Origin of the sequence: Alishewanella sp. SMS8 (assembly GCF_030737935.1) — a bacterium.
Lineage (GTDB): Bacteria > Pseudomonadota > Gammaproteobacteria > Enterobacterales > Alteromonadaceae > Alishewanella > Alishewanella maricola.
Window position 1 is genome coordinate 32,790 of sequence record NZ_JAPJEA010000002.1, and the last position, 20,274, is coordinate 53,063.

The 20,274-nt window shown below is 46.9% G+C and carries 17 protein-coding genes; 11 read left to right on the forward strand and 6 right to left on the reverse strand.

Going from position 1 to position 20,274, the window contains the following annotated elements:
• Positions 1-5 precede the first annotated feature (5 nt).
• The 3 genes from yfcC to ORJ01_RS07740 are packed head-to-tail and all read left to right on the forward strand — an operon-like array spanning position 6 to position 4,542.
• Entirely contained in the window at positions 6-1,490 is a 1,485-nt protein-coding gene (gene yfcC / locus ORJ01_RS07730) for a putative basic amino acid antiporter YfcC (RefSeq protein WP_306177562.1), read from the forward strand.
• A gap of 10 nt (positions 1,491-1,500) precedes the next feature.
• Positions 1,501-2,706: a beta-aspartyl-peptidase gene (iadA, locus tag ORJ01_RS07735; RefSeq protein WP_306177563.1), complete on the forward strand. Its 1,206-nt coding sequence runs from the start codon at positions 1,501-1,503 to the stop codon at positions 2,704-2,706.
• Positions 2,707-4,542 (forward strand): cyanophycinase, encoded by a 1,836-nt coding sequence (locus tag ORJ01_RS07740; RefSeq protein ID WP_306177564.1) that lies wholly within the window; start codon positions 2,707-2,709, stop codon positions 4,540-4,542.
• A 114-nt stretch (positions 4,543-4,656) separates the two neighbouring features.
• Here ORJ01_RS07740 and ORJ01_RS07745 read toward each other — a convergent pair whose 3' ends face one another.
• Complete coding sequence (locus ORJ01_RS07745; protein ID WP_306177565.1) at positions 4,657-6,684, reverse strand: fused MFS/spermidine synthase; 2,028 nt, start codon at positions 6,682-6,684, stop codon at positions 4,657-4,659.
• Positions 6,685-6,930: 246 nt separating this feature from the next.
• Between ORJ01_RS07745 and ORJ01_RS07750 the strand changes: the two genes are divergently transcribed.
• From ORJ01_RS07750 to ORJ01_RS07760, 3 genes are all read left to right on the forward strand, one after another.
• Positions 6,931-8,367, forward strand: coding sequence for a YfcC family protein (locus ORJ01_RS07750; protein ID WP_306177566.1), 1,437 nt, complete (start codon positions 6,931-6,933; stop codon positions 8,365-8,367).
• Between the two features lie 108 nt (positions 8,368-8,475).
• Positions 8,476-10,206 carry a bifunctional isocitrate dehydrogenase kinase/phosphatase gene (gene aceK, locus ORJ01_RS07755; protein WP_306177567.1) on the forward strand — a complete coding sequence of 577 codons (1,731 nt, stop codon included), beginning with the start codon at positions 8,476-8,478 and terminating at the stop codon, positions 10,204-10,206.
• Positions 10,207-10,224: 18 nt separating this feature from the next.
• Positions 10,225-10,680, forward strand: coding sequence for a YaiI/YqxD family protein (locus tag ORJ01_RS07760; protein WP_306177568.1), 456 nt, complete (start codon positions 10,225-10,227; stop codon positions 10,678-10,680).
• Positions 10,681-10,689: 9 nt separating this feature from the next.
• Here the strand turns inward: ORJ01_RS07760 and ORJ01_RS07765 are convergent, their stop codons facing one another.
• A complete protein-coding gene (locus ORJ01_RS07765; protein ID WP_306177569.1) occupies positions 10,690-11,598 on the reverse strand; it encodes a pseudouridine synthase in 909 nt (302 codons plus the stop codon).
• Positions 11,599-11,724: 126 nt separating this feature from the next.
• Between ORJ01_RS07765 and ORJ01_RS07770 the strand changes: the two genes are divergently transcribed.
• On the forward strand, positions 11,725-12,417 hold the full coding sequence (locus tag ORJ01_RS07770; RefSeq protein ID WP_371930718.1) for a tRNA-uridine aminocarboxypropyltransferase: 693 nt from the start codon (positions 11,725-11,727) through the stop codon (positions 12,415-12,417).
• Between the two features lie 119 nt (positions 12,418-12,536).
• On the opposite strand, the gene ORJ01_RS07775 is transcribed toward ORJ01_RS07770, so the two are convergent.
• Complete coding sequence (locus tag ORJ01_RS07775) at positions 12,537-14,129, reverse strand: isocitrate lyase (RefSeq protein ID WP_306177570.1); 1,593 nt, start codon at positions 14,127-14,129, stop codon at positions 12,537-12,539.
• Positions 14,130-14,325: 196 nt separating this feature from the next.
• Between ORJ01_RS07775 and ORJ01_RS07780 the strand changes: the two genes are divergently transcribed.
• A complete protein-coding gene (locus ORJ01_RS07780; protein ID WP_226751267.1) occupies positions 14,326-15,264 on the forward strand; it encodes a LysR family transcriptional regulator in 939 nt (312 codons plus the stop codon).
• Positions 15,265-15,304: 40 nt separating this feature from the next.
• On the opposite strand, the gene aceB is transcribed toward ORJ01_RS07780, so the two are convergent.
• Positions 15,305-16,906 carry a malate synthase A gene (gene aceB, locus ORJ01_RS07785; protein WP_306177571.1) on the reverse strand — a complete coding sequence of 534 codons (1,602 nt, stop codon included), beginning with the start codon at positions 16,904-16,906 and terminating at the stop codon, positions 15,305-15,307.
• Between the two features lie 189 nt (positions 16,907-17,095).
• On the opposite strand from aceB, the gene ORJ01_RS07790 reads away from it, so the two are divergent.
• Together ORJ01_RS07790 and ORJ01_RS07795 are read left to right on the forward strand one after the other, a co-directional pair.
• Positions 17,096-17,758 (forward strand): DUF2726 domain-containing protein, encoded by a 663-nt coding sequence (locus ORJ01_RS07790; protein WP_226751265.1) that lies wholly within the window; start codon positions 17,096-17,098, stop codon positions 17,756-17,758.
• 150 nt (positions 17,759-17,908) lie between these two features.
• Positions 17,909-18,103 (forward strand): hypothetical protein, encoded by a 195-nt coding sequence (locus tag ORJ01_RS07795; RefSeq protein WP_226751264.1) that lies wholly within the window; start codon positions 17,909-17,911, stop codon positions 18,101-18,103.
• Positions 18,104-18,163: 60 nt separating this feature from the next.
• Here the strand turns inward: ORJ01_RS07795 and ORJ01_RS07800 are convergent, their stop codons facing one another.
• Positions 18,164-18,514 carry a HopJ type III effector protein gene (locus tag ORJ01_RS07800; RefSeq protein WP_229586423.1) on the reverse strand — a complete coding sequence of 117 codons (351 nt, stop codon included), beginning with the start codon at positions 18,512-18,514 and terminating at the stop codon, positions 18,164-18,166.
• A gap of 136 nt (positions 18,515-18,650) precedes the next feature.
• Entirely contained in the window at positions 18,651-19,190 is a 540-nt protein-coding gene (locus ORJ01_RS07805; protein WP_306177572.1) for a hypothetical protein, read from the reverse strand.
• Positions 19,191-19,377: 187 nt separating this feature from the next.
• Between ORJ01_RS07805 and ORJ01_RS07810 the strand changes: the two genes are divergently transcribed.
• Entirely contained in the window at positions 19,378-20,262 is an 885-nt protein-coding gene (locus ORJ01_RS07810) for a pirin family protein (RefSeq protein ID WP_306177573.1), read from the forward strand.
• The last annotated feature ends 12 nt before the right edge of the window (positions 20,263-20,274 follow it).

Below are 20,274 nucleotides of genomic sequence, written 5' to 3' on the forward strand. Positions count from 1 at the left end.
ACGTTATGACTAACTCAACGAAACAACCGGCGAGCATGCCAGATGCCTTTATCATCCTGTTTTTTGTGATGATACTGGCTGCTATTGCCTCGCACCTGGTACCTGCTGGCAGCTTTAGCCTAACGGAAGTGGCAGCTGAAACAACGGGCGCGGTAAAAACCAAAGGCAAGCTGGATCCTGACAGCTTTCACTTTGCCAATGATAACCATAGGGGTGTACCGCTATTTGCTGAAGGCGGCGGTGTGGGCTTTTTCAATTATGCCTTTGAAGGCATGGTATCAGGTTCTAAGTGGGGCTCGGCGGTAGGCGTAATTGCCTTTATCCTGCTCACCGGCGGTGCCTTCGGCATCATTATGAAAACCGGTGCTATCCATAACGGCATTCTGGCGCTTATTGAAAAAACCAAAGGTACGGAATTTTTGTTTATCCCCCTCATGTTTTGCTTATTTTCACTCGGTGGTGCTGTTTTTGGGATGGGCGAAGAAGCTATCGCCTTTTGTATTATCCTACTGCCGCTGATGCTGGCACTGGGTTACGATGCCATCACCACAGTACTAGTAACTTATGTTGCCACGCAAATTGGCTTTGCCACTTCTTGGATGAACCCCTTTAATGTGGCTATAGCGCAAGGTATTGCAGAAATTCCTCTTCTCTCCGGTGCCAACCTAAGATATTGGATGTGGGGAATTTTTACTCTTTTTGGTATTATCTACACCATGCGCTATGGCGCTAAAGTAAAGTCAGATCCAACTCGCTCCCTTAGCTATGAAACCGATCAGCGGTTGCGTCAACAACAAGACGCCACGGTGACTAACGAGTATAGTAGCTTGGATAGCCTGATCTTAACGGTGTTCTTTTTGGGGCTCGCGTGGATCATCTGGGGCGTCACCAGCCGCGAATACTATATTCCAGAAATTGCTAGCCAGTTTTTCACCATTGGTATTGTTATCGGAACCATTGCCGTATTGGGTAAACGCTTCAGGGTAAACGATGCTGCAGACGGCTTTAAGCAAGGTGCTGCTGAGTTGTTGCCTGCCGCATTGATTGTCGGCATGGCTAAAGGCATAGTATTGATTTTAGGAGGAGATGATCCAGAATCACCTTCGGTACTCAATACCTTACTGTTTTACTCTGGTCAGGCACTGGGCGATTTGCCCGCCTGGCTTTCTGCCTGGCTAATGCTAGTGATGCAGTCGGTGTTTAATTTCTTTGTTGCTTCAGGCTCAGGTCAGGCTGCACTGACTATGCCGTTAATCGCACCTTTAGCCGATATGCTCGGCTTGTCCCGGCAAATTGCCGTATTGGCATTTCAATTAGGCGATGGCTTAACCAACTGTATCATTCCAACTTCCGCCGCCTTAATTGGCTGCCTGGGTGTAGTGCGGGTAGATTGGACAATTTGGTTTAAGTTTGCTTGGAAATTACAACTCTGCTTATTTGCTTTGGCTAGCCTGTTTATGTTGCTGGCTGTAGCCATAAATTATCAATAACGAGGTTCTCTTGGAACATATTATTCTTATTAAAAGTGCCAGTGTATTCGCCCCTGCTGCGCTAGGTATTAAAGACGTACTTATTGCCGGTAATCGCATTGCGGCAATAAGTGACAACTTAGCAGTAAACAACAGCACCCTGCCCATTACCGTTATTGATGGTAGCGGTAAAATCTTAGCACCCGGTTTTGTCGATTCACTCGTGCACTATATTGGCGGCGGTGGCGAAGGCGGCTTTGCCACACGCACCCCGGAAATGCAACTAACCGATGCTACGCTCGCAGGTGTAACCACTGCAATTGGCGTACTGGGCACGGACGCCACAACCCGCACCCTAACCAATTTATTAGCCAAAGCCCACGCGCTGGAAACTGAGGGCATCAGTACTTATTGCCACACTGGCTCTTATGAAATACCTTGCAGAACGGTGACAGGCAATATTACCGATGACTTAATTTTAATTGATAAAATTATTGGTGTTGGCGAAATAGCCATTAGCGATCATCGCTCATCACAGCCAACCACGAGCGAACTACGTAAAGTTGCTGCAGCTGCCAGAGTCGGCGGTATGCTGGCTGGAAAAGGCGGTACCGTAAGTGTGCATGTAGGCAGTGGTGACAGCTTGTTACAACCGCTCTTTGCGGCAGTAAAAGGCACTGAACTTAGCCTAAAACAGTTCTACCCTACGCATATTAATCGCAACATAGCCCTGTTTAATGCAGGCCTAGAGTTTGCCCGCGCTGGGGGTGTTATAGATTTTACCACCAGCACCACAGAGTATGATCTCAAGCATGGCGAAGTTGCAGCGGCAGAAGCTCTTAGCCACGCTTTACGCGCAGGCATTCCTGCCATGCAATTAACCATGAGTTCCGATGGTAACGCCAGCTTGCCGGTATATAACCATAACGGCGAACTGCTAGGCTTAGAAGTTGGGCAAGTAAATAGCTTGCTTAAAGCATTGCAAACGGCAGTGCTTAAGCTTGACGTAAATTTAAGTGATGCTTTAACCAGTGTTACCGCCGCTCCTGCTCAAGTTCTGGGTTTAAAGCACAAAGGCCAGCTTGCAGTTGGCAAAGATGCTGATATGCTGCTACTCAATTCTCAAAGTTTAAGTATCGATACTGTTATCGCTAAAGGTCGCCGCTTAGTAAGCGCAGGCAAACCAGTAGTATATGGTACTTTTGAAAAACCGCAGCAGTGCACAACAGGAGGTTAAATGCGTTTTTCTTGCATATCATTATTTATAACCCACAGCCTGCTATACATTCCGATGTTGCTCTGTTCAGTGGCCATTGGTCAGGAGCAAGATTTGCCCGCAAGCACAACGCCACTTTCAGCACAGCAGACTATATTGTTACCTGACGCTGACTATGATTTGATGCTAGTGGGTGGTGGCTTGGCAACCTGCAGTTCTATGTCCGAAAAAAGCTGTAGTGACCAAACTCAATTTAGCAAACTGGCTAAAACCAGTAATGCCTACTTATTACATCCAACGACACTGCAGCTATTTTCCAGCGCAGAACTGTTCACTGCAGAGCGTGCGTCGCTGCAACAACAACTGGTAACCCTGTTTAATAACCTAACCGAAGTTCAAGGTAAATTGCTCACCGAGTCGCAACTTATTGAACAATGGCGCAGTTTTCAAGCAACCGAGGCTTTGCCTTCTAGCGGTGAAGAACTCTGGCAGCAATTATCGGACCGAGAGCTAAATGCCGTGTTGGATTTCTTGGAAGTGCCAACCCTTAGTGCAGATGGTAAATACCGTTTAACCGAGCAAGTCGATTTAGCTGAAACAACAGATTTCGAATCGGCTGAGTTGTATCGTCAGTTTGTACAACTAGCAACCAAAAAAGCTCAGGCTAAAGGGCGTCAACAAGCTAAAGTATTAGTTGTTACTGCTTCATCACGTGATCCTTTTGCTGCAGTAGATTTCTACCTAGATGCCTTTCGCCAAGCGGGTGCAGCTGCACAATGGTTACCTTTAACCGCCGCACTGCAGCATGCTATTACCGATAAAAACTGTGTGGCCTTGCCACAATATTTGGCAAATATTCATGGTAGCTATCGTAGAGAGCAGATCTATGCTGATCTCTTTAACCTTAAACAGCAACTATGCAAACAAGGTAGCAGTGCTATTGTCGCCATGATTGCCGACGCAGATGGTATTTTCTTTAATGGTGGCGATCAGAGCCTCACTTACCAAGCACTTCGACATAATGATGGTAGTGCTAGCGCAGAGCTATTAGCCATACTCGAAGCCGTTAAACAAAAACGCTTGTTAGTTGGTGGTACCAGTGCCGGTACCGCCGTCATGAGTGGCAGCCAATTCTTCACCATTGATACGCCAAGCCACGCTGTACCGATGATTAGCAACGGCGACAGTTACCACGCACTGCAATACGGCGCGAAAGCCGCAATAGCTCCCTGGCCAGGTTGCCGCAAAGAACAGCGTTGCCCTGATGATATGAGTGAGCGCCAGCTAACTTATACAGCAACAGGCGGGTTAGGCTTGTTTCCGCTAGGCATTTTAGATACCCACTTTGCCGAACGCGGCCGTCAGGCTCGCTTGTTGGTATTGCAGCAAGCCTCGCAAACTAAGCTAGCATTTGGTATAGATGAGGCAACTGCCTTATTAGTCGATCTCAGCATGCAGGCAGAGGGTATAGTGCAACTAAAAGCCAGTGGCGCTGCCGAGGTTTATATCAGTGAATTACTACCTGAATCTTCACCAGCGCAACTGTTGGCTAACACGTACAGTATGAGTGCGGGCGATACCGTTATTTGGCAACAAGGTAATATAACGTTGATACCGACTGAGGATAAAACTAAGTTAGTTAATAGTGCCGAACCTTTACAAAGCAAAAGCCCGCTGTTTAGCCGAGACTATTACCGTAGCTTAAGCCACTCACTTTGCCTCAGTAACTTTAATGCAGCAACGGTAAGTGAACCTCCATATTTAATCAGAGTAAGCAAAGTAGATAGCTGCTATCAGTCTGCTGACAGTAAACTAAGTGCAAAACAAAGATTGCGCATTATTACGGAGCAGCAATAAAACCTCCGCTACCAGATTAAGTAAATTGCAAGCCGCAGTTATATTGCTGCGGCTTTTGTTTAGTTTTTTCGACAAGAATGACTTTACGTTAACACCAATGATCAGCAGGTGGTTTTATTTGAGGACTGAAAATAAATTACTGCGCTGATCAGTCCAATACACCGCAGGTTGTAACGGTCGTGGCCAATTTTTAGCATGCTGCTGAATAATGGCTTGCGCTAAAAACCGCTGATTGCGACTTAAAATCACCCACTCTGTTGCTGCTGGGTTTTGTGCATCAGCCGCAGTGGGTAAAAATAGCGCTTGTAAACCCAGTTGGGCTGCATGATTACGCAGCACACTGCTTAAATCTAAATAGTTATTCGAGATATGCACTAACAACACGCCATCTGGCATTAGGTGCTGCCAATACAATGCCATCGCCTCTGCAGTAAGCAAATGCACCGGAATAGCATCACTGCTAAAGGCATCTAACACCAATAGGTCAAACTGCTGACTGCCGCTGTTTTGCCATTGCTCTGCTAGCACCTGACGGGCATCACCTAATATCACCTGCGGCTTGGCAGCACTGTTCGCTAAATAACTAAAATGCTGCTGCGCTGCACTAATTACTGCAGGATTGATTTCATAAAACTGGTAATCATCACCCGCTTGGCCATAAGCGGCTAAAGCCCCCGCACCCAGACCGACCAAACCGACGTTGCGCCCTTGCAACTGCGCCGCGGTGCGGCTGGGATCGGCCGGTAAAAAATGCTGCAGCGATAAGGCCACGCCGGTGCCTGCCCGATAATAACTTAGTGGCTGCTGTGCTTGTTCAACCGCTAAATACTGAGCACCATGACTGGTGGTGCCATCAATCAGCTGGCGTTGCCACTGCCCTGCGACATTGGCATCACGCACCGTTAAACTGCCATAAAAGTTTCGACTTTTACTGACATCATGCTGCCCTAGCCAGGATTCCGCCGACCAAAATACCCCCATAAACAGCACACCAGAACATAAGGCAAGCGCCGTTTGCCAGCGGGCTTGATGTCGCCAGTTCACTAACGTGACCAACCATAAAATAGCCAGCAACACTAACGGAAACTCCCAATATTTAGTGAATATAAAAGGAGCCAGTAAATTGACCAAGATGCCACCGAGCATGCCACCTGCCGCAAGTACCAAATAAAATGCCGTTAAAACACCATGAGCCGGCTTGCTGCGCGCCAGCTCGCCATGACACAGCATGCAGCCGCTAAATAACAACAATAGATAAAGTAATAATTGCGAATACAAGTCAAACTGACGGCCGAGAAAATACAACAACAGCGCCATTAACAAACAGATAGCAAACAGATAAAGCCATACTGAGCGTTGATACCAGCTATCACGGTTAAAGACTAAGCTAAAACTTAATAAATACAACGCCAGCGGGATCACCCATAAAAACGGCACCGGTGGAATATTTTGAGTAATTTGCTGGGTTACCGCTAACAGTAAAACCACGCCCGCAGCCGCTAAAGCCAGCCAATAGCCATAAGGCTGACCGCGTAATTGTAAAGGTACGACTGCCTCAGCTTTGCTGCCTTGCAAGCTTCGCCACAGTAGCAAAGCCATACTTAAACTAAACAACACAAAGCCCACTGCCCAGCTTTGTCGCTGCAGATCTAGCGCTAAATAAGGCTCAACTAAAAAAGGATAGAGCAACAAACCAGCAAAAGAGCCTAAATTCGACAAGGCATATAACCGATAAGGTGAGCGCAGCGGAAAAACACTGGCGAACCAATATTGTAATAAGGGCCCCGTTGCCGCTAACACAAAATAAGGCAAGCCAACGGTACGAGTTAACAGCCATAAAATATCCAACAGCGGTGAGGCGGTGGCAGCACTGCCATTGGGATTAGTTAAACCCGCTAAACTGGCCAGCGCCATTAGAACGAATACCGCATGCAGCCATCGCTGTTGTTTTAGATTAGCAAAGCGCGTCAGTAAATGGGCGTAAGCATAGCCGGCTAACAATAGTGTTTGAAAAAATAATAAGCAGGCCGCCCATACTTGAGCGCCCCCACCAAACTGCGGAAGCAGCCAACGCGCTAACATCGGCTGCACTAAAAATAACAGGGTTGCACTTAACAAAATGGTCAGCGGAAACAGTGCCATAACAAGCCCCTTGCAAGAAAAAACGCCAAGCCTATACAAAGCAAGCCATCGCAGCAAGTACTACTCCTTTGCAAAGGTACAAAGTCACTAAATTTGTCGACTAATACCACATCGGGTAGACTTGCTTTTTTGTAGTAAGGCCCCGCGGCCCAACTGGGTCGTGCCTCACAGCACTAAACACTAAACACTAAACACTAAACAAAAATTATCACTAAGATGCGCCAAGCGCACAAATAAGGTCTTATTATGGGAAATTTTAAAGTACCGCACACCCTCACGCTACTCTTTAGCATGATGGTGCTTGCGCTAATCGCCACCTGGATTGTGCCGCAAGGCTTCTTCCAAACCGAGACGCTGGCTAATGGCCGCTCTGTCGTACAAGCGGGCACTTTTACCTTGGTGGAAGAGCGTAGCTATTTATCGCCTTGGCAATTATTAACTGCCATACCGCGTGCCTTCGCTTCAGCGCAAGATGTGATCTTTTTTGTGATGATTTTAGGCGGTGTGTTATCCATTGCCCGCGCTACCGGCACGGTCGACGCGCTGATCGGCCGTTTGTTAGAGCGCTTTGGTACTCAACCTCAACTGCTGATTTTTATGGTGGTATTTTGCTTTGCGATGGCCTCGAGCTTTATTGGCACTGCGGGTGAGTATATTCCTTTTGTGTTGATTTTAGTGGCATTGTGCAAAGCCATGCGACTCGATGCAATGACTGCAGTGGGTATGACCGTTGCCGGTTATGGTATTGGCTATGGTATTTCAGCGGTCAATCCGTTTACTCTAGTTATTGCCCAGCAAATTGCTGATATTCCTATTTTATCCGGTTGGCCGCTGCGCGCAGCGATTTTCCTTCCCTTTGTGTTAATTGGCTTTCACCATGTCTGGTCTTACTCGGAAAAAGTGCTCGCCGATCCCAATCAATCTATGGTGAAAGACTTACCCTGCCCGCTAGGTGACAAAGCTGCCGTGAGTTATCCGGCACTTACCCTGGCACACCGCTTGGTGCTGGGGAGTTTTGTGCTGACTATTGGTATCGTGGCCTACAATATTCGGGTCAATGGCTGGTATTTATATGAACTGGGTGCTGCTTTTATTGCTTGGGGGCTATTTACCACACTGGTTAGTAATATTTCCGCCGACACTGCCGCCAAAAAGTTTATAGAAGGCACCATGGATCTGACCACTACGGCCATCTTAATCGGCGTTGCTCGCGGTATTTCTTTAATATTAGAAGATGGCCAAGTACTGCACTCGTTAGTGCATGGCATGTCGATGCCGCTGTCGTATGTTGGGGCTGAAATTGCCGCCATCGGCATGCTGGTCATTCAAACGCTGTTAAATTTCTTTATCCCTTCTGGTAGTGGTCAAGCTTATGTCACCATGCCACTGATGGTACCGCTGGCCGATTTACTTGAAATACCACGGCAAGTGGCGGTGTTGGCTTACCAATTTGGTGATGGTTTTTCTAATATGATTATTCCCACCAATGCGATTTTGATGGGTATTATCGGCATTGCCGGTATTCCTTATGGCCATTGGTTCCGCTTCTGCTTGCCGCTAATTTTAAAATTAATGCTGGCATCATCTGTCGTATTGGTTTTAGCCGTTATGTTCGATTATGGTGATGATGTGCAGCCGCAGCTGAGCACACAACAGACCACCGTGTTAGGTAACGCGGCTTAACCAGCAACCCAGGCAAGTTAGCGCATCAGTTTGCATCCGTTACGTTAACTTGCCGCCACGCAGGCTTTGTCATACAGTAGCCTTATTCGTTGTTTTTAGGTTTTCGCTATGAAGCAAGCTCGGCAAATTGCCGAAATTATCTTAAAAGGCTTTCGCAAACACTTTCGTTTATTTCAGCAAGTCACCGGTAGAGCTTGGCAACGTTTTGAACAAGCCGATTGGCAAGCATACCAGCAAGATAGCTCGGAGCGGATCCAGTTTTACGATATTCGGGTAAATGAAACCATCGCTAACCTGCAAGCTCAGTTACCTGCCGAATGCTTAAACGAACCGCTATGGCAGCAAGTAAAGCAGCACTATTTAGAATACCTGTTATTTCACCCGCAAGCCGAATTGGCTGAAACCTTCTACAATTCGGTGTTTTGTCGCTTATTTGCCCGCAAATACTTTCATAATCAAAACATTTTTGTTGAATCAACGTTAGATAAACAGCATTTGCCAGCTCCTATCTCATCCGTATATGAAAGCTATTTTCCGGCCCAAGCGGGCTTAAAGCAGTCTATCCGGAATATTATTGGCGCCTTTGGTTTTAAAACACCGTTTATCGATTTAGAGCATGATATTCGCTGCATTTTGCGCAGCTTTATTGCCCAATCCAGCCATGGTGCTTATCCGGTTCATTTACTGCGTTTAGATATTTTGCGTACACCGTTTTTTCGTAATAAAGCGGCTTATATTGTTGGCCGAGTGGTCAGCCCTGAAGGACAACAACCTTTTATTATTCCGCTATTACATGATACCGAGCGTGGCCTGTACCTCGATACTCTTCTGACCGATCCGCAACAAATGAGTATTATCTTTGGCTTCTCACGCGCGTATTTTATGGTGGAGTGCCCTGTGCCCTCAGCGCTGGTGCATTTTCTCCGTGAACTGCTGCCACATAAAACCCTAGCTGAACTCTATGCCGCGATTGGCTTACATAAGCAAGGCAAAACCGAGTTTTACCGAGAGCTCTTGTTACACCTCAGTCGCAGTAAAGATCAGTTTGTCGCCGCGCCAGGTACTCGGGGTATGGTGATGATGGTATTTACGCTGCCGTCTTTTCCTTATGTTTTTAAAGTGATCCGCGATAAATTTGCGGAAAGTAAGCCGTTTGACCGTGCGACCGTCAAAGCCCGCTATCAGTTAGTAAAAGGACACGACCGCGTCGGCCGGATGGCGGATACCTTAGAGTATTCCGATGTTGCGTTACCCAGAAACCGCTTTGATGCCGATTTATTAGCCGAGTTACAACAGAGTATTGCCGGTTCCTTGCAGATCGAAGATGACTTAGTCGTGATCAAGCACCTGTATATCGAACGACGCATGGTGCCATTGAATTTGTATTTAGAGCAGGCCACTGATCAGCAAAAAGCGTTAATAATGGATGACTACGGCCTCGCGCTTAAAGAAATGATCGCCGCTAATATCTTTCCAGGCGATATGCTCTTGAAAAACTTTGGCGTTACGCGACATAACCGCGTGGTATTTTATGATTATGATGAAGTGCAGTATTTGTTAGATGTGAATTTTCGCTCTTTGCCCAAAACTGATAGTTTTGAAGATGCAATAAACGCAGAAGCGAATTGCTGGGCCGAGCCCGGCGATGTTTTTCCAGAACAAATCGCCATCTTTGTGACACCGCAAGCCCAGATCCGTGAGTTACTGTTTGGTAAGCATCCCGAATTATTAGATGCCGCCTATTGGCGAAAAAAGCAGTATCATATTCGCCAAGGCATCGTAGAGGATATTTTCCCCTACCCGCAGGCGATGCGCTTTAGCCAACGTTATTCCCGTTAAATTTAGCTGAGAGCACTTATGTCTTTTACCATTTGGGTTGATGCTGACGCTTGCCCTACTGTGATTAAAGAAATCTTATATCGCGCTGCCGAGCGTAAACAATGTCCGCTCATTCTGGTGGCCAATCAACCGCTGCGGACGCCACCCTCGGCCTATATTAGTAGCCTGACCGTTAGTAAAGGTTTTGATGAAGCCGATAATGAAATAGTGCGGCGTTGCCAAGTGGACGATCTGGTGATCACGGCGGATATTCCGCTTGCTGCCGAGGTTATCGCCAAAGGCGGCTTAGCACTAAACCCTCGGGGTGAGCGTTATCACGCTGATACCATCAAGCAAAAACTGACGATGCGTGACTTTATGGAAACACTGCGCGCCAGCGGTATTCAATCGGGTGGCCCTGCTACGTTCAATCAGGCTGATCGACAAGCCTTTGCCAATCAATTAGATCGTATTTTACAAAGCCGCACGTTCTAAAGCGCTGGCTTAATCTGCAGCTAAAGCGGGACCGAAGCCGAGTTTTTGTTGCGAGTAAAAACGCCGTAACTTTGTGCTGGTAGGATCAATAAAACTGACTTCCGCGGCCAATAATTGCAACGGCTGGCTAAAATCGCCGCTATTTTTAGGTTTTAACACGGGATAATAGGCATCGTGTAAAATCGGCCAGCCTAAACTTTGCATATGTAAGCGTAATTGATGTGTTTTGCCGGTATGCGCTTGCAACTGAAATAGCCCCAAACCGGCCTCAACCTTAAGTAAGCGGATGGTTGATGAGGCGTTTGGCTCGCCAGCACAAATTTTATTTAAAAACCGGGGCTGGCTTTTCTCGATCCGATTATGCAGCTGCCATTGTTGCGGCAGTGCATCATGAAACTGCGCCACCTCTGCTACAGCATAATAGGTTTTACAGATCTGCCCAGCACTAAATAACCGACTATAAAGCGCACGGCTGTCGGCTTGCAGGCTAAATAGCACCAAACCCGCGGTATCGCGATCTAAACGATGCAGAGGCACTAAATCTTGATTGCCGGTGTCTGTTTTTAAACGTTGCAACAGGCATTCATTAACAAAGCTGCCCCCTGGGGTAACCGGCAAAAAATGCGGTTTATCGGCCACTAACAGGTGCGCATCTTGATAGATAATACGATGTGCAAACGGGATCACCGGCTCGGTTTCGACTTCGCGGTAATAGCAAAGCCGCCGACTGGGTAAAAAAGCGCTGTGTTCGTTAATACACTCACCTTGATACCAATGCACTTTACCCTGTTGAATGCGCTGTTGCCAAACCGCAGCCGAGACGCCTGGAAACTTCGCGATTAAAAATGCCAATACCGTCGGCCATCCCGCATTATTTGCCGGTAGGGTAATTTCTGAAGCTTGGGTTGCAATACTCACAAAGTCACTCGCGCCTAGGGCTTGCCGTTCACAAAAAGAGCGCGAATTTTAGCATAAAAGCCCGTACAATACGCGCCCGTTAGCAAGCACAGCACCGCAAACACGCGCGCAAGAGGATGCACCATCATGGCCAACGCCATCTTAGAATTACGACAACGTGAGCTACTTAAAGCCACGCGGGTGTTTAATGCTCGGGGGAGTAAGGTGCGCCGCTGTGAAAACTGTTTATTGCCCGCGACCGCATGTATTTGTGCGCTTCGCCCCGCGCCACAAGCTCGCGCGGCTTTCTGCTTTATTATGTACACCGGCGAATGTTACAAACCCACCAATACCGGCCGACTGATTTGTGATATTGCCGCCGATAGCCATGCCTTTGTTTGGGATCGCACCCAGCCAGATGCCGCTTTATTAGCACTACTCCACGATCCCAAATATGTGCCTATTGTGGTGTTCCCACAACAATATGCTGCGCCAGAGCGCTGTATAGCTGACGCCAACGCACTGGCGCAAGCCACCGCTGAGCGCATTCCGCTGTTTGTGATGCTAGATGGCACTTGGCGCGAAGCCAAAAAAATGTTTCGCAGCCCGTATTTAGCAACATTACCGGTGCTGGGTATTCAACCCACGCAAGCCAGTGATTATGTGCTGCGTGAAGCCGCTCATTTACATCAACTTTGTACCGCTGAGGTCGCCATTGCCGTGTTAGAACTGGCAGCTGAACCGCTGGCAGCCAAAGCCCTGCGTGACTACTTTGTGCAGTTTCGCCGTGCCTATATAAAAGGTAAGCCGCATCTGGCTGAGCCGGATAGCCATTTCTAAAGCGAGCATTAGCGTTTTATCCGCTTGCGCTGTGATGAGCGGCATAAAAAAGGGCAGCCACTGGCTGCCCAACGTCAGATTAACCTGACCACGTTGCGAAGTAAGACACAATTTGACGCTTAGAACTGGTTCATCGTGTTATGCGAACCACCGGCTTTTAACGCGGCATCACCAGAGAAGTACTCTTTGTGATCATCACCAATATCAGAACCTGACATGTTTTGGTGTTTCACACAGGCGATACCTTGACGGATCTCTTTACGTTGTACGCCTGCAACATAACCCAGCATACCGGCGGCACCAAAGTACTCTTTCGCCAAGTTATCTGTCGACAGCGCTGCCGTATGATAAGTAGGTAAAGTAATCAAGTGGTGGAAAATACCCGCTTCACGCGCCGCATCAGCTTGGAAAGTACGGATACGGTTGTCGGCCTCTAGGGCTAATTCCGTTGTATCATACTGCTCTGCCATTAAGCCGGCACGATCATAAGCTGAGACGTCTTTACCTGCACTCTTCCATGCATCGAACACTTGTTGACGGAAGTTAAGCGTCCAGTTGAAAGATGGACTGTTGTTATAAACCAGCTTAGCACCAGGAACCACTTCACGGATCCGGTCAACCATTTCCTTGATTTGACCGATATGTGGTTTCTCAGTTTCAATCCACAGCAGGTCAGCACCGTTTTGCAGTGATGTGATACAGTCTAGTACCACACGATCCACACCTGAACCGGCTTTGAACTGGAATAAACCACTGGCTAAGCGTTTTGGTTTTAACAGCTTACCATTGGCTTTAACCACCACATCACCGTTGGCAATATCATCGGCGCTGCTAATGTAATCACCATCTAAGAAGCTGTTGTATTGGTCGCCTAAGTCGCCTGGCTCATTGGTCACCGCAATTTGCTTGGTTAAACCGGCACCTAATGAATCGGTTCGGGCAACGATAACACCGTCATCCACACCTAACTCTAGGAAAGCGTAACGTACGGCATTAATTTTTGATAAGAAGTCGGCATGCGGCACGGTGACTTTTCCGTCTTGGTGACCACACTGTTTCTCATCCGATACTTGGTTTTCAATTTGAATGGCACAAGCCCCGGCTTCGATCATTTTTTTCGCGAGTAAGTAAGTGGCTTCTTCGTTACCAAAACCGGCATCGATATCGGCAATGATCGGTACTACGTGCGTTTCAAAGTTATCAATTTTGTTTTGTACTGCGGCAGTTTTTGCGGCATCACCGGCAGCACGTGCGGCATCTAGGTCACGGAACAAGCCGCCTAACTCACGCGCATCAGCTTGTTTTAAGAAGTTGTACAATTCTGCAATTAAAGCCGGTACTGACGTTTTCTCATGCATAGATTGATCAGGTAAAGGGCCGAACTCTGAACGCAGTGCTGCAATCATCCAACCGGATAAGTATAAGTATTTACGCTTGGTGCTACCAAAGTGCTTTTTAATGGCGATCAGTTTTTGCTGACCAATAAAACCATGCCAGCAACCTAATGACTGGGTGTATTGGCTGCTATCCGCATCGTAAGCGGCCATATCTTCACGCATAATTTTTGCGGTATATTTCGCAATATCTAAACCCGTGTGAAAACGATTTTGCAAACGCATGCGAGCTGCATACTCTGGGCTGATAGCATTCCAGCCTTTTTCTTTGCCACATAACGCTTCGACTTGTTGCACGTGTTCTGAGTAAGCTGACATAGTGTTTCCCTCTTAAACAATTTTTCGTAACTGGGTTGGTGTGCTTTCACTATAGCCAACAAAACTTTAATTCATAAAGCTGATTTTTATGATGCTCGTCATTTATTTTGTGAATGTCACTACCACAGCTTGGGTCTTGCTCTGGCCAATGTTATGATTCAGAACACGAATAATATTGCTGCTGAGTATTTTACTGATGAATATTAATAAGATGGACTTAAACCTGTTGGTTTACTTGGATGTATTGCTGCGAGAACAGAATGTGACTCGGGCGGCGAACCAATTAAACATCACTCAGCCAGCGATGAGTAATGGTTTAAAACGCTTACGTGATTTGTTAAACGATCCAGTATTAGTGCGCACCTCAGAAGGCATGGTGCCCACTGAACGCGCCCGTGAATTAGCGCCTATAGTGCGTGGTGTATTGCTCACCCTAGAAGAAACCTTACAGCCCAATAAAGATTTTGAACCGTCACAAAGCCAACGGGTTTTTCGTATTATGGCCAGTGATTATGCGGCCTCAACCTTGATCCCCGCCTTGTTGAAAAAGCTACGCGTACAAGCGCCGTTCAGCAGCTTAGATATTATGACACCGTCAGATGTTAACTTTCATGATGTGGAAAATGGTAAGGTCGATATGGCGATTAACCGCTTTGATCATTTACCGCAGTCGTTCCATCAAAAAACCGTTTGGCGAGATAGTTTTTCTTGTTTGATCAACCGTCAAAACCCTGTGTTACAGAGCTTCAATTTGGATAGCTATTTAAAATCCCAACATATTTGGGTTAGTAAAACCGGTTTTGGTGTTGGCGTAGGGATGGATCCAAAAGACGTACAGAAGCTCGGTTGGGTTGATGAAGCGCTGGCCAAATTAGGTAAGCAGCGTAATATTACCGTTTTTACCCGTAACTATCATGTTGCCATGCATTTAGCGGTCAGTATCGATTTAATTGCCACCTTGCCCAGTAGAGCCGCTAGACTATATGAGAACGACGCTAACATGGCCATCATGGATCCGCCCTTTGCCATCCCACCGATTGAACTGAAGATGATCTGGAGCCCCTTGTTACACCAGGATGCCAGCCATATCTGGTTTCGACGCTTAATTGCCGAAACCGCCGAAGAGCTCAAATAAAAAAGGGCGCGAAATCGCGCCCCAAAATGGTTACGTCAGGTTAATCAAGCAACTGATAAGCTGGCAGGGTTAGGAAATCTGTCAGTTCATCAGCTGTGGTAATGTCTAGCAATAAGGCTTGCGCCCGAGCAAAATTCTGGCTTTGCCACACTTCTGCCCCAACTTCTGCTAACACCACCTTTGCCTCTTCCTCTAAAAAAGAAGCAAATAGGGCTTTGGTAACAAGTTTACCGTTACTTAACTCTTTACCATGTTTAATCCATTGCCAAATGGAAGTGCGAGAGATTTCCGCTGTGGCGGCATCTTCCATTAAGCCATAAATGGGCACACAACCTTTACCGCTGATCCACGCGGCTAAGTATTGCAAAGCAACGCGGATGTTAGTACGCATACCCTCTTCCGTACGATCACCATCACAGGGCGCGAGCAATTCGGCAGCGGTGATCGGTGCATCGTCAGCACGTGATACGGCTAACTGGTTAGTGTTATCACCTAAGTACTTGGCAAACACTCCGTTGGCCGTTGCGGCTAAACCAGGGTGTGCCACCCAAGTACCATCATGGCCATTACTCGCTTCTAATTCTTTATCGGCGGTCACGCGCTCTAAAATCGCGGCATTCACCGCCGGATCTTTTGCCGGAATAAAGGCCGCCATGCCGCCCATGGCTAAAGCGCCACGTTTATGACAAGTTTTAATCAGTAAGCGAGAGTAAGCACTTAAAAACGGCTTATGCATAGAAACGACCTGCCGATCGGGTAACACGCGATCCGGATGGTTGTTTAATGTTTTGATATAACTGAAGATATAATCCCAACGACCACAGTTTAATGCCACGATATGGTCTTTCATCATATAAAGGATTTCGTCCATTTCAAAAGCCGCTGGCAGCGTTTCGATCAACACGGTCGCGCGGATCGTCCCAATAGGCACAGCAAAACGTTGCTCGGTGTAACGGAAGATATCATCCCACCATTTCGCTTCTAAATGCCTTTGTAATTTGGGTACGTAGTAATACACCCCGGTGCCATTTTTCAGGCGGGTGCGATAGTTATGATAAAAATACAAAGCAAAATCGACCAAGCCGCCGGGGATCGGTTCACCTGCCAATTCAATGTGCTTTTCCCATAAATGCAAGCCACGCACACGGGCAATTAATAAAGCGGGATGCTCTTTTAGCGCATAATGTTTGCCGCTTTGTGGATCGGTATAACTGATCGTGCCAAGGTTAGCATCGCGCAAATTGATTTGCCCTTCCAACATGCCATCCCAACTGGGTGTTTGCGAGTCTTCAAAATCGGCCATAAACACTTTAACATCCGCATTTAACGCGTTTATGATCATTTTGCGTTCTACCGGCCCAGTAATTTCAACACGACGATCTTGCAAATCAGCGGGTAAAGCGGCCACTTGCCAATCGCCTTGGCGGATCGCTGCCGTTTCTGCTAAAAAGTCAGGTAAAGCACCGGCATCATATTTGGCTTGGCGTTGTTGCCGTGCGCTTAACAGCGCTTTTAACGGCGGGCGGAATAATTGAGCAAGCTCTGCGACAAATTCGCAAGCCGCTGGCGTTAAAATTTCTTGATAGGCTTCAGGCATTGCGCCTTTAATAGTCAGCGCGCCACAAGTTGTTACTGCTGCCATGATCGTGTCCTTGTACTATTTCAGATGCAGTAACTATAAGCCTAAATTACATATAAATACCATTAATGAAGATGATGGCTGGCATCAATTCAAAAAATAACCTTGTTAGCACCGCATTAAAAATGTTGGCACAGCTTATGCTTATTTGAACTCATCGTTCTTGCTGTCAATTCTTTGTCGGAGGTAAGCATGGAGTTTATCATGCTGTTATTAGTGCTACTGGTCGTGGTTATTGCTTTGGTTGCCAGTCGTTTTATTGACAATAGTAACCCGTTCCAAGTGCAGCGGAAGGCTGCGTTGTTTAGTCCGGTTGAACGTTCTTTTTTGGGTTTATTAGATAAAGCAGTACAAAATGACTATCGTATTATGAACAGAGTGCGCTTAGCCGATGTCTTAGATATCAAGGCCAGTGTCTCTGACAAAAACCGGCGCAGCACCCAGTTAAAGCTTAATGCCAAATATCTCGATTATGTGTTGTGCGAACCTGAAACGATGAAAGTGGTGGCGGTACTTGACTTAGTTAATCCACAAAATAAAGAAGGGCACAAAGCCGTACCAGATTGGTTTGTAAGTGGTGCGCTTGATGCAGCTGGCGTGCCTTATTTACGTATTGCTATTAAGGCGGGTTACACCGTAACCGAATTACAAGCGGCACTCGCGGTTAAACTGGGTAAACCGGCACCGAAAGTGGAACCCTTATTAAAAGGTTTAGTGAAAAAAGGCCCTACCCGGCCAATCCGCACTGTTAAGCCGGCTTTGGTGAATACCGCCCTATCAGGCCGTTTAATGTCACCGGCTTTATCAAAGTCACAAATTAAAGCGCAATCTACCGCGCTAGTCCAAGTTTCTTAACGCTTTGGAGAAATGAGTCACTCCGCGCTAAGACCGAATGCCGCCTGCTGCAACAGGCGGCATTCACCTTTTTTAATAAGGCAAAAAAATGCCTAAAGTTTGCCAACCGCTTGCCGATAACCAGATGACCTGTTGCTAATAGGAGGTTCTATGAGTCAATCCGTTGGCGCACTTGCGTCTGCTCAGGCTTTTGAAGTGCTGGGCGCTGTGATGGCAAAGAAACAACAAGAACAGCAAGGGCAAATGGCCACGAGCTTAGTACAAAATGCTATGCAAAGTATTGAGCCTACTGCCGCTGCACAATCTGTTGGAAATCTTGGCCAGAACATTAATGTGACGGTATAACGCAGCTCAGGAAGAGCGGTTAAGTAATAAGGCCAGCAGTTGCTGGCCTTATTTTTTGAGTTAAACAGCGGTGCTTTTTAGCTGTAAGGCGTTACCTGAAAAACGAATGCCATTCCAACCGGTGATCAAAAAATTGCGAATATTTTGATGATCGGTACCACTAGGAGTGGCCATTACCTGGCGATAATGCTCACCAAATAACTGTAAAGTTTGCGGTTCCGATAACTGGTGTAACAGACCAAATGCAAAGATTTTGCAGGAACCGTTGTTCTGATCGGCGGCATTAGTCACTTCGCCGTTTTCAAAAGCCACGGCAGTAAAGTCATAGTGTTTATCAATAACGGCCATAGTTTGCGCAAAACTAATGCTGTCAGGCTCGGTACTTAACTGGATAAAAAAATCGTCTAACATAGTATCACTTCCGCTGTCGCGCTAGCCAAGTACTCAATATTAAGAGTTGGCTGACGCAACTGCAATGCTTTGCGCCAGCCACGGGTAAATATATTCTGTGCAAGCTGCGGGCAACAACGGCTAACTGTTGGCTGATTTAAAACTGATAGGTCATACCAAAACGAAAAACGTTTTTCGTGTCACCGCTATTTAACGACAACGTACTTCTTAGGGCCCAGTCTGGGCTGAAGTAATAAGCAATACCCGCTGTAGCACTGCCATAGTTATCGCCTAAGGTGTGATAACTGGCTTCTGTTAATAACTCAACTTGTGGCGTTAACGGATGGCGAGCGCCTATACCGAAAAAAGCACCGGTATCATCACGATCACCGCTGACGCCATCAATACCCGCTTGCAAGTAAGTTTGGCTGTTAGGTGTAAAGTCGAGTTTAAACCCACTGAGATAAGTCACGCCAAAACGAAAGGCATTGAAGTCTTGTGATGCCACCGTTTGTGGGCTGAACTCGCCCTGTAATACCCAGGATGGCGCTACGCGTAATGACCCTTCGATATAAGGTCCGTCTCCTGCCGCATCGGTATAACCTAAACCAAGATAATCCCAACGAATATCTGAGTTCGCTTGTACGGTGACCGCAGCACTACTGAATAACATTATACAAATTAGTTGTTTTTTCATGACAATCTCCAATCATCTTATCGGCATGACCGATACAGCAAGGTTACTGACTGGCACTTTAGCGCTCACGGCTTAATGCTAACTGAACTGCCATCGTTCTACTTTATTGAAGATTAGTCGGCACTTTTTGCAATTTTCATTCGATTGCTTATCCGGTTTAATCATCTTAACTATTTAAGGAGACATTATGCGTAAATTAAAAACGCTTATACCTGCCGTGACAGTATCAGACGGTGCTGGGGTAAAAATAAAACGCAGCTTAGGACAATCTGCTGATTTTAGGTTGGATCCTTTTTTAATGCTCGACTGTTTTGGCTCGGAACAAGCGGATGATTATATTGCCGGTTTCCCCGCACACCCTCACCGCGGTTTTGAAACGGTGACTTATATGCTTGATGGCCATATGTTGCATAAAGATCACTTGGGTAATCAAGGTCACCTAAAAAGCGGCGGTGTACAATGGATGAGTGCCGGAAGAGGCATTATTCACTCGGAAATGCCGCAGCAAGAATCTGGATTGATGCGCGGCTTTCAACTGTGGATTAATTTGCCCGCCAAAGAAAAAATGAAAGAAGCCGCTTACGTTGATATCAACCCTACGCAAATACCGGTAGTACAAGCCGCTGACGATATTCGCGTTAAAGTGATTGCTGGCAACTTTTGTTATCAAGACCAACAGGTGCAAGGTCCGATCCAAGGATTAAGTACGGAACCCGTCTATTTTGATATTCATTTATCGCCTGGTGCTCAGCTACAGTTACCGCTGCCTGATGGTCATAACGCCTTACTGTATCCTTATGAAGGAACTTTAGAGCTGCACAGCGCTAAGCAACAGGTTACCTTACCTGAGCATCAAGCGGCAGTATTATCAACACAAGGTGCGGTATCGCTCAGCGCAAAAACCTCGGTACGCTTTCTTGTGCTCGCCGCCCGGCCCATTGCTGAACCTATTGTGCAATATGGTCCTTTTGTAATGAACACCATGGCTGAGATCCAACAGGCGGTTAGCGATTATCAACATGGTCGCCTGACCTCTGGTCAGGCCATGCAGCCGATCCCGTTGCAGCAATAACCGGTTGTTTTA

Excerpts from the sequence above, each read along its gene's own strand:
- ORJ01_RS07770 (WP_371930718.1), top strand. The coding sequence starts at position 11,725 with ATGGCCAACGCCATCTTAGAATTACGACAACGTGAGCTACTTAAAGCC.
- ORJ01_RS07760 (WP_306177568.1), top strand. The coding sequence starts at position 10,225 with ATGTCTTTTACCATTTGGGTTGATGCTGACGCTTGCCCTACTGTGATT.
- ORJ01_RS07810 (WP_306177573.1), top strand. The coding sequence starts at position 19,378 with ATGCGTAAATTAAAAACGCTTATACCTGCCGTGACAGTATCAGACGGT.
- ORJ01_RS07740 (WP_306177564.1), top strand. The coding sequence starts at position 2,707 with ATGCGTTTTTCTTGCATATCATTATTTATAACCCACAGCCTGCTATAC.
- ORJ01_RS07800 (WP_229586423.1), bottom strand. The coding sequence starts at position 18,514 with ATGTTAGACGATTTTTTTATCCAGTTAAGTACCGAGCCTGACAGCATT.
- ORJ01_RS07805 (WP_306177572.1), bottom strand. The coding sequence starts at position 19,190 with ATGAAAAAACAACTAATTTGTATAATGTTATTCAGTAGTGCTGCGGTC.
- ORJ01_RS07790 (WP_226751265.1), top strand. The coding sequence starts at position 17,096 with ATGGAGTTTATCATGCTGTTATTAGTGCTACTGGTCGTGGTTATTGCT.
- aceB (WP_306177571.1), bottom strand. The coding sequence starts at position 16,906 with ATGGCAGCAGTAACAACTTGTGGCGCGCTGACTATTAAAGGCGCAATG.
- ORJ01_RS07745 (WP_306177565.1), bottom strand. The coding sequence starts at position 6,684 with ATGGCACTGTTTCCGCTGACCATTTTGTTAAGTGCAACCCTGTTATTT.
- yfcC (WP_306177562.1), top strand. The coding sequence starts at position 6 with ATGACTAACTCAACGAAACAACCGGCGAGCATGCCAGATGCCTTTATC.
- ORJ01_RS07780 (WP_226751267.1), top strand. The coding sequence starts at position 14,326 with ATGAATATTAATAAGATGGACTTAAACCTGTTGGTTTACTTGGATGTA.
- aceK (WP_306177567.1), top strand. The coding sequence starts at position 8,476 with ATGAAGCAAGCTCGGCAAATTGCCGAAATTATCTTAAAAGGCTTTCGC.
- ORJ01_RS07775 (WP_306177570.1), bottom strand. The coding sequence starts at position 14,129 with ATGTCAGCTTACTCAGAACACGTGCAACAAGTCGAAGCGTTATGTGGC.
- ORJ01_RS07750 (WP_306177566.1), top strand. The coding sequence starts at position 6,931 with ATGGGAAATTTTAAAGTACCGCACACCCTCACGCTACTCTTTAGCATG.
- ORJ01_RS07795 (WP_226751264.1), top strand. The coding sequence starts at position 17,909 with ATGAGTCAATCCGTTGGCGCACTTGCGTCTGCTCAGGCTTTTGAAGTG.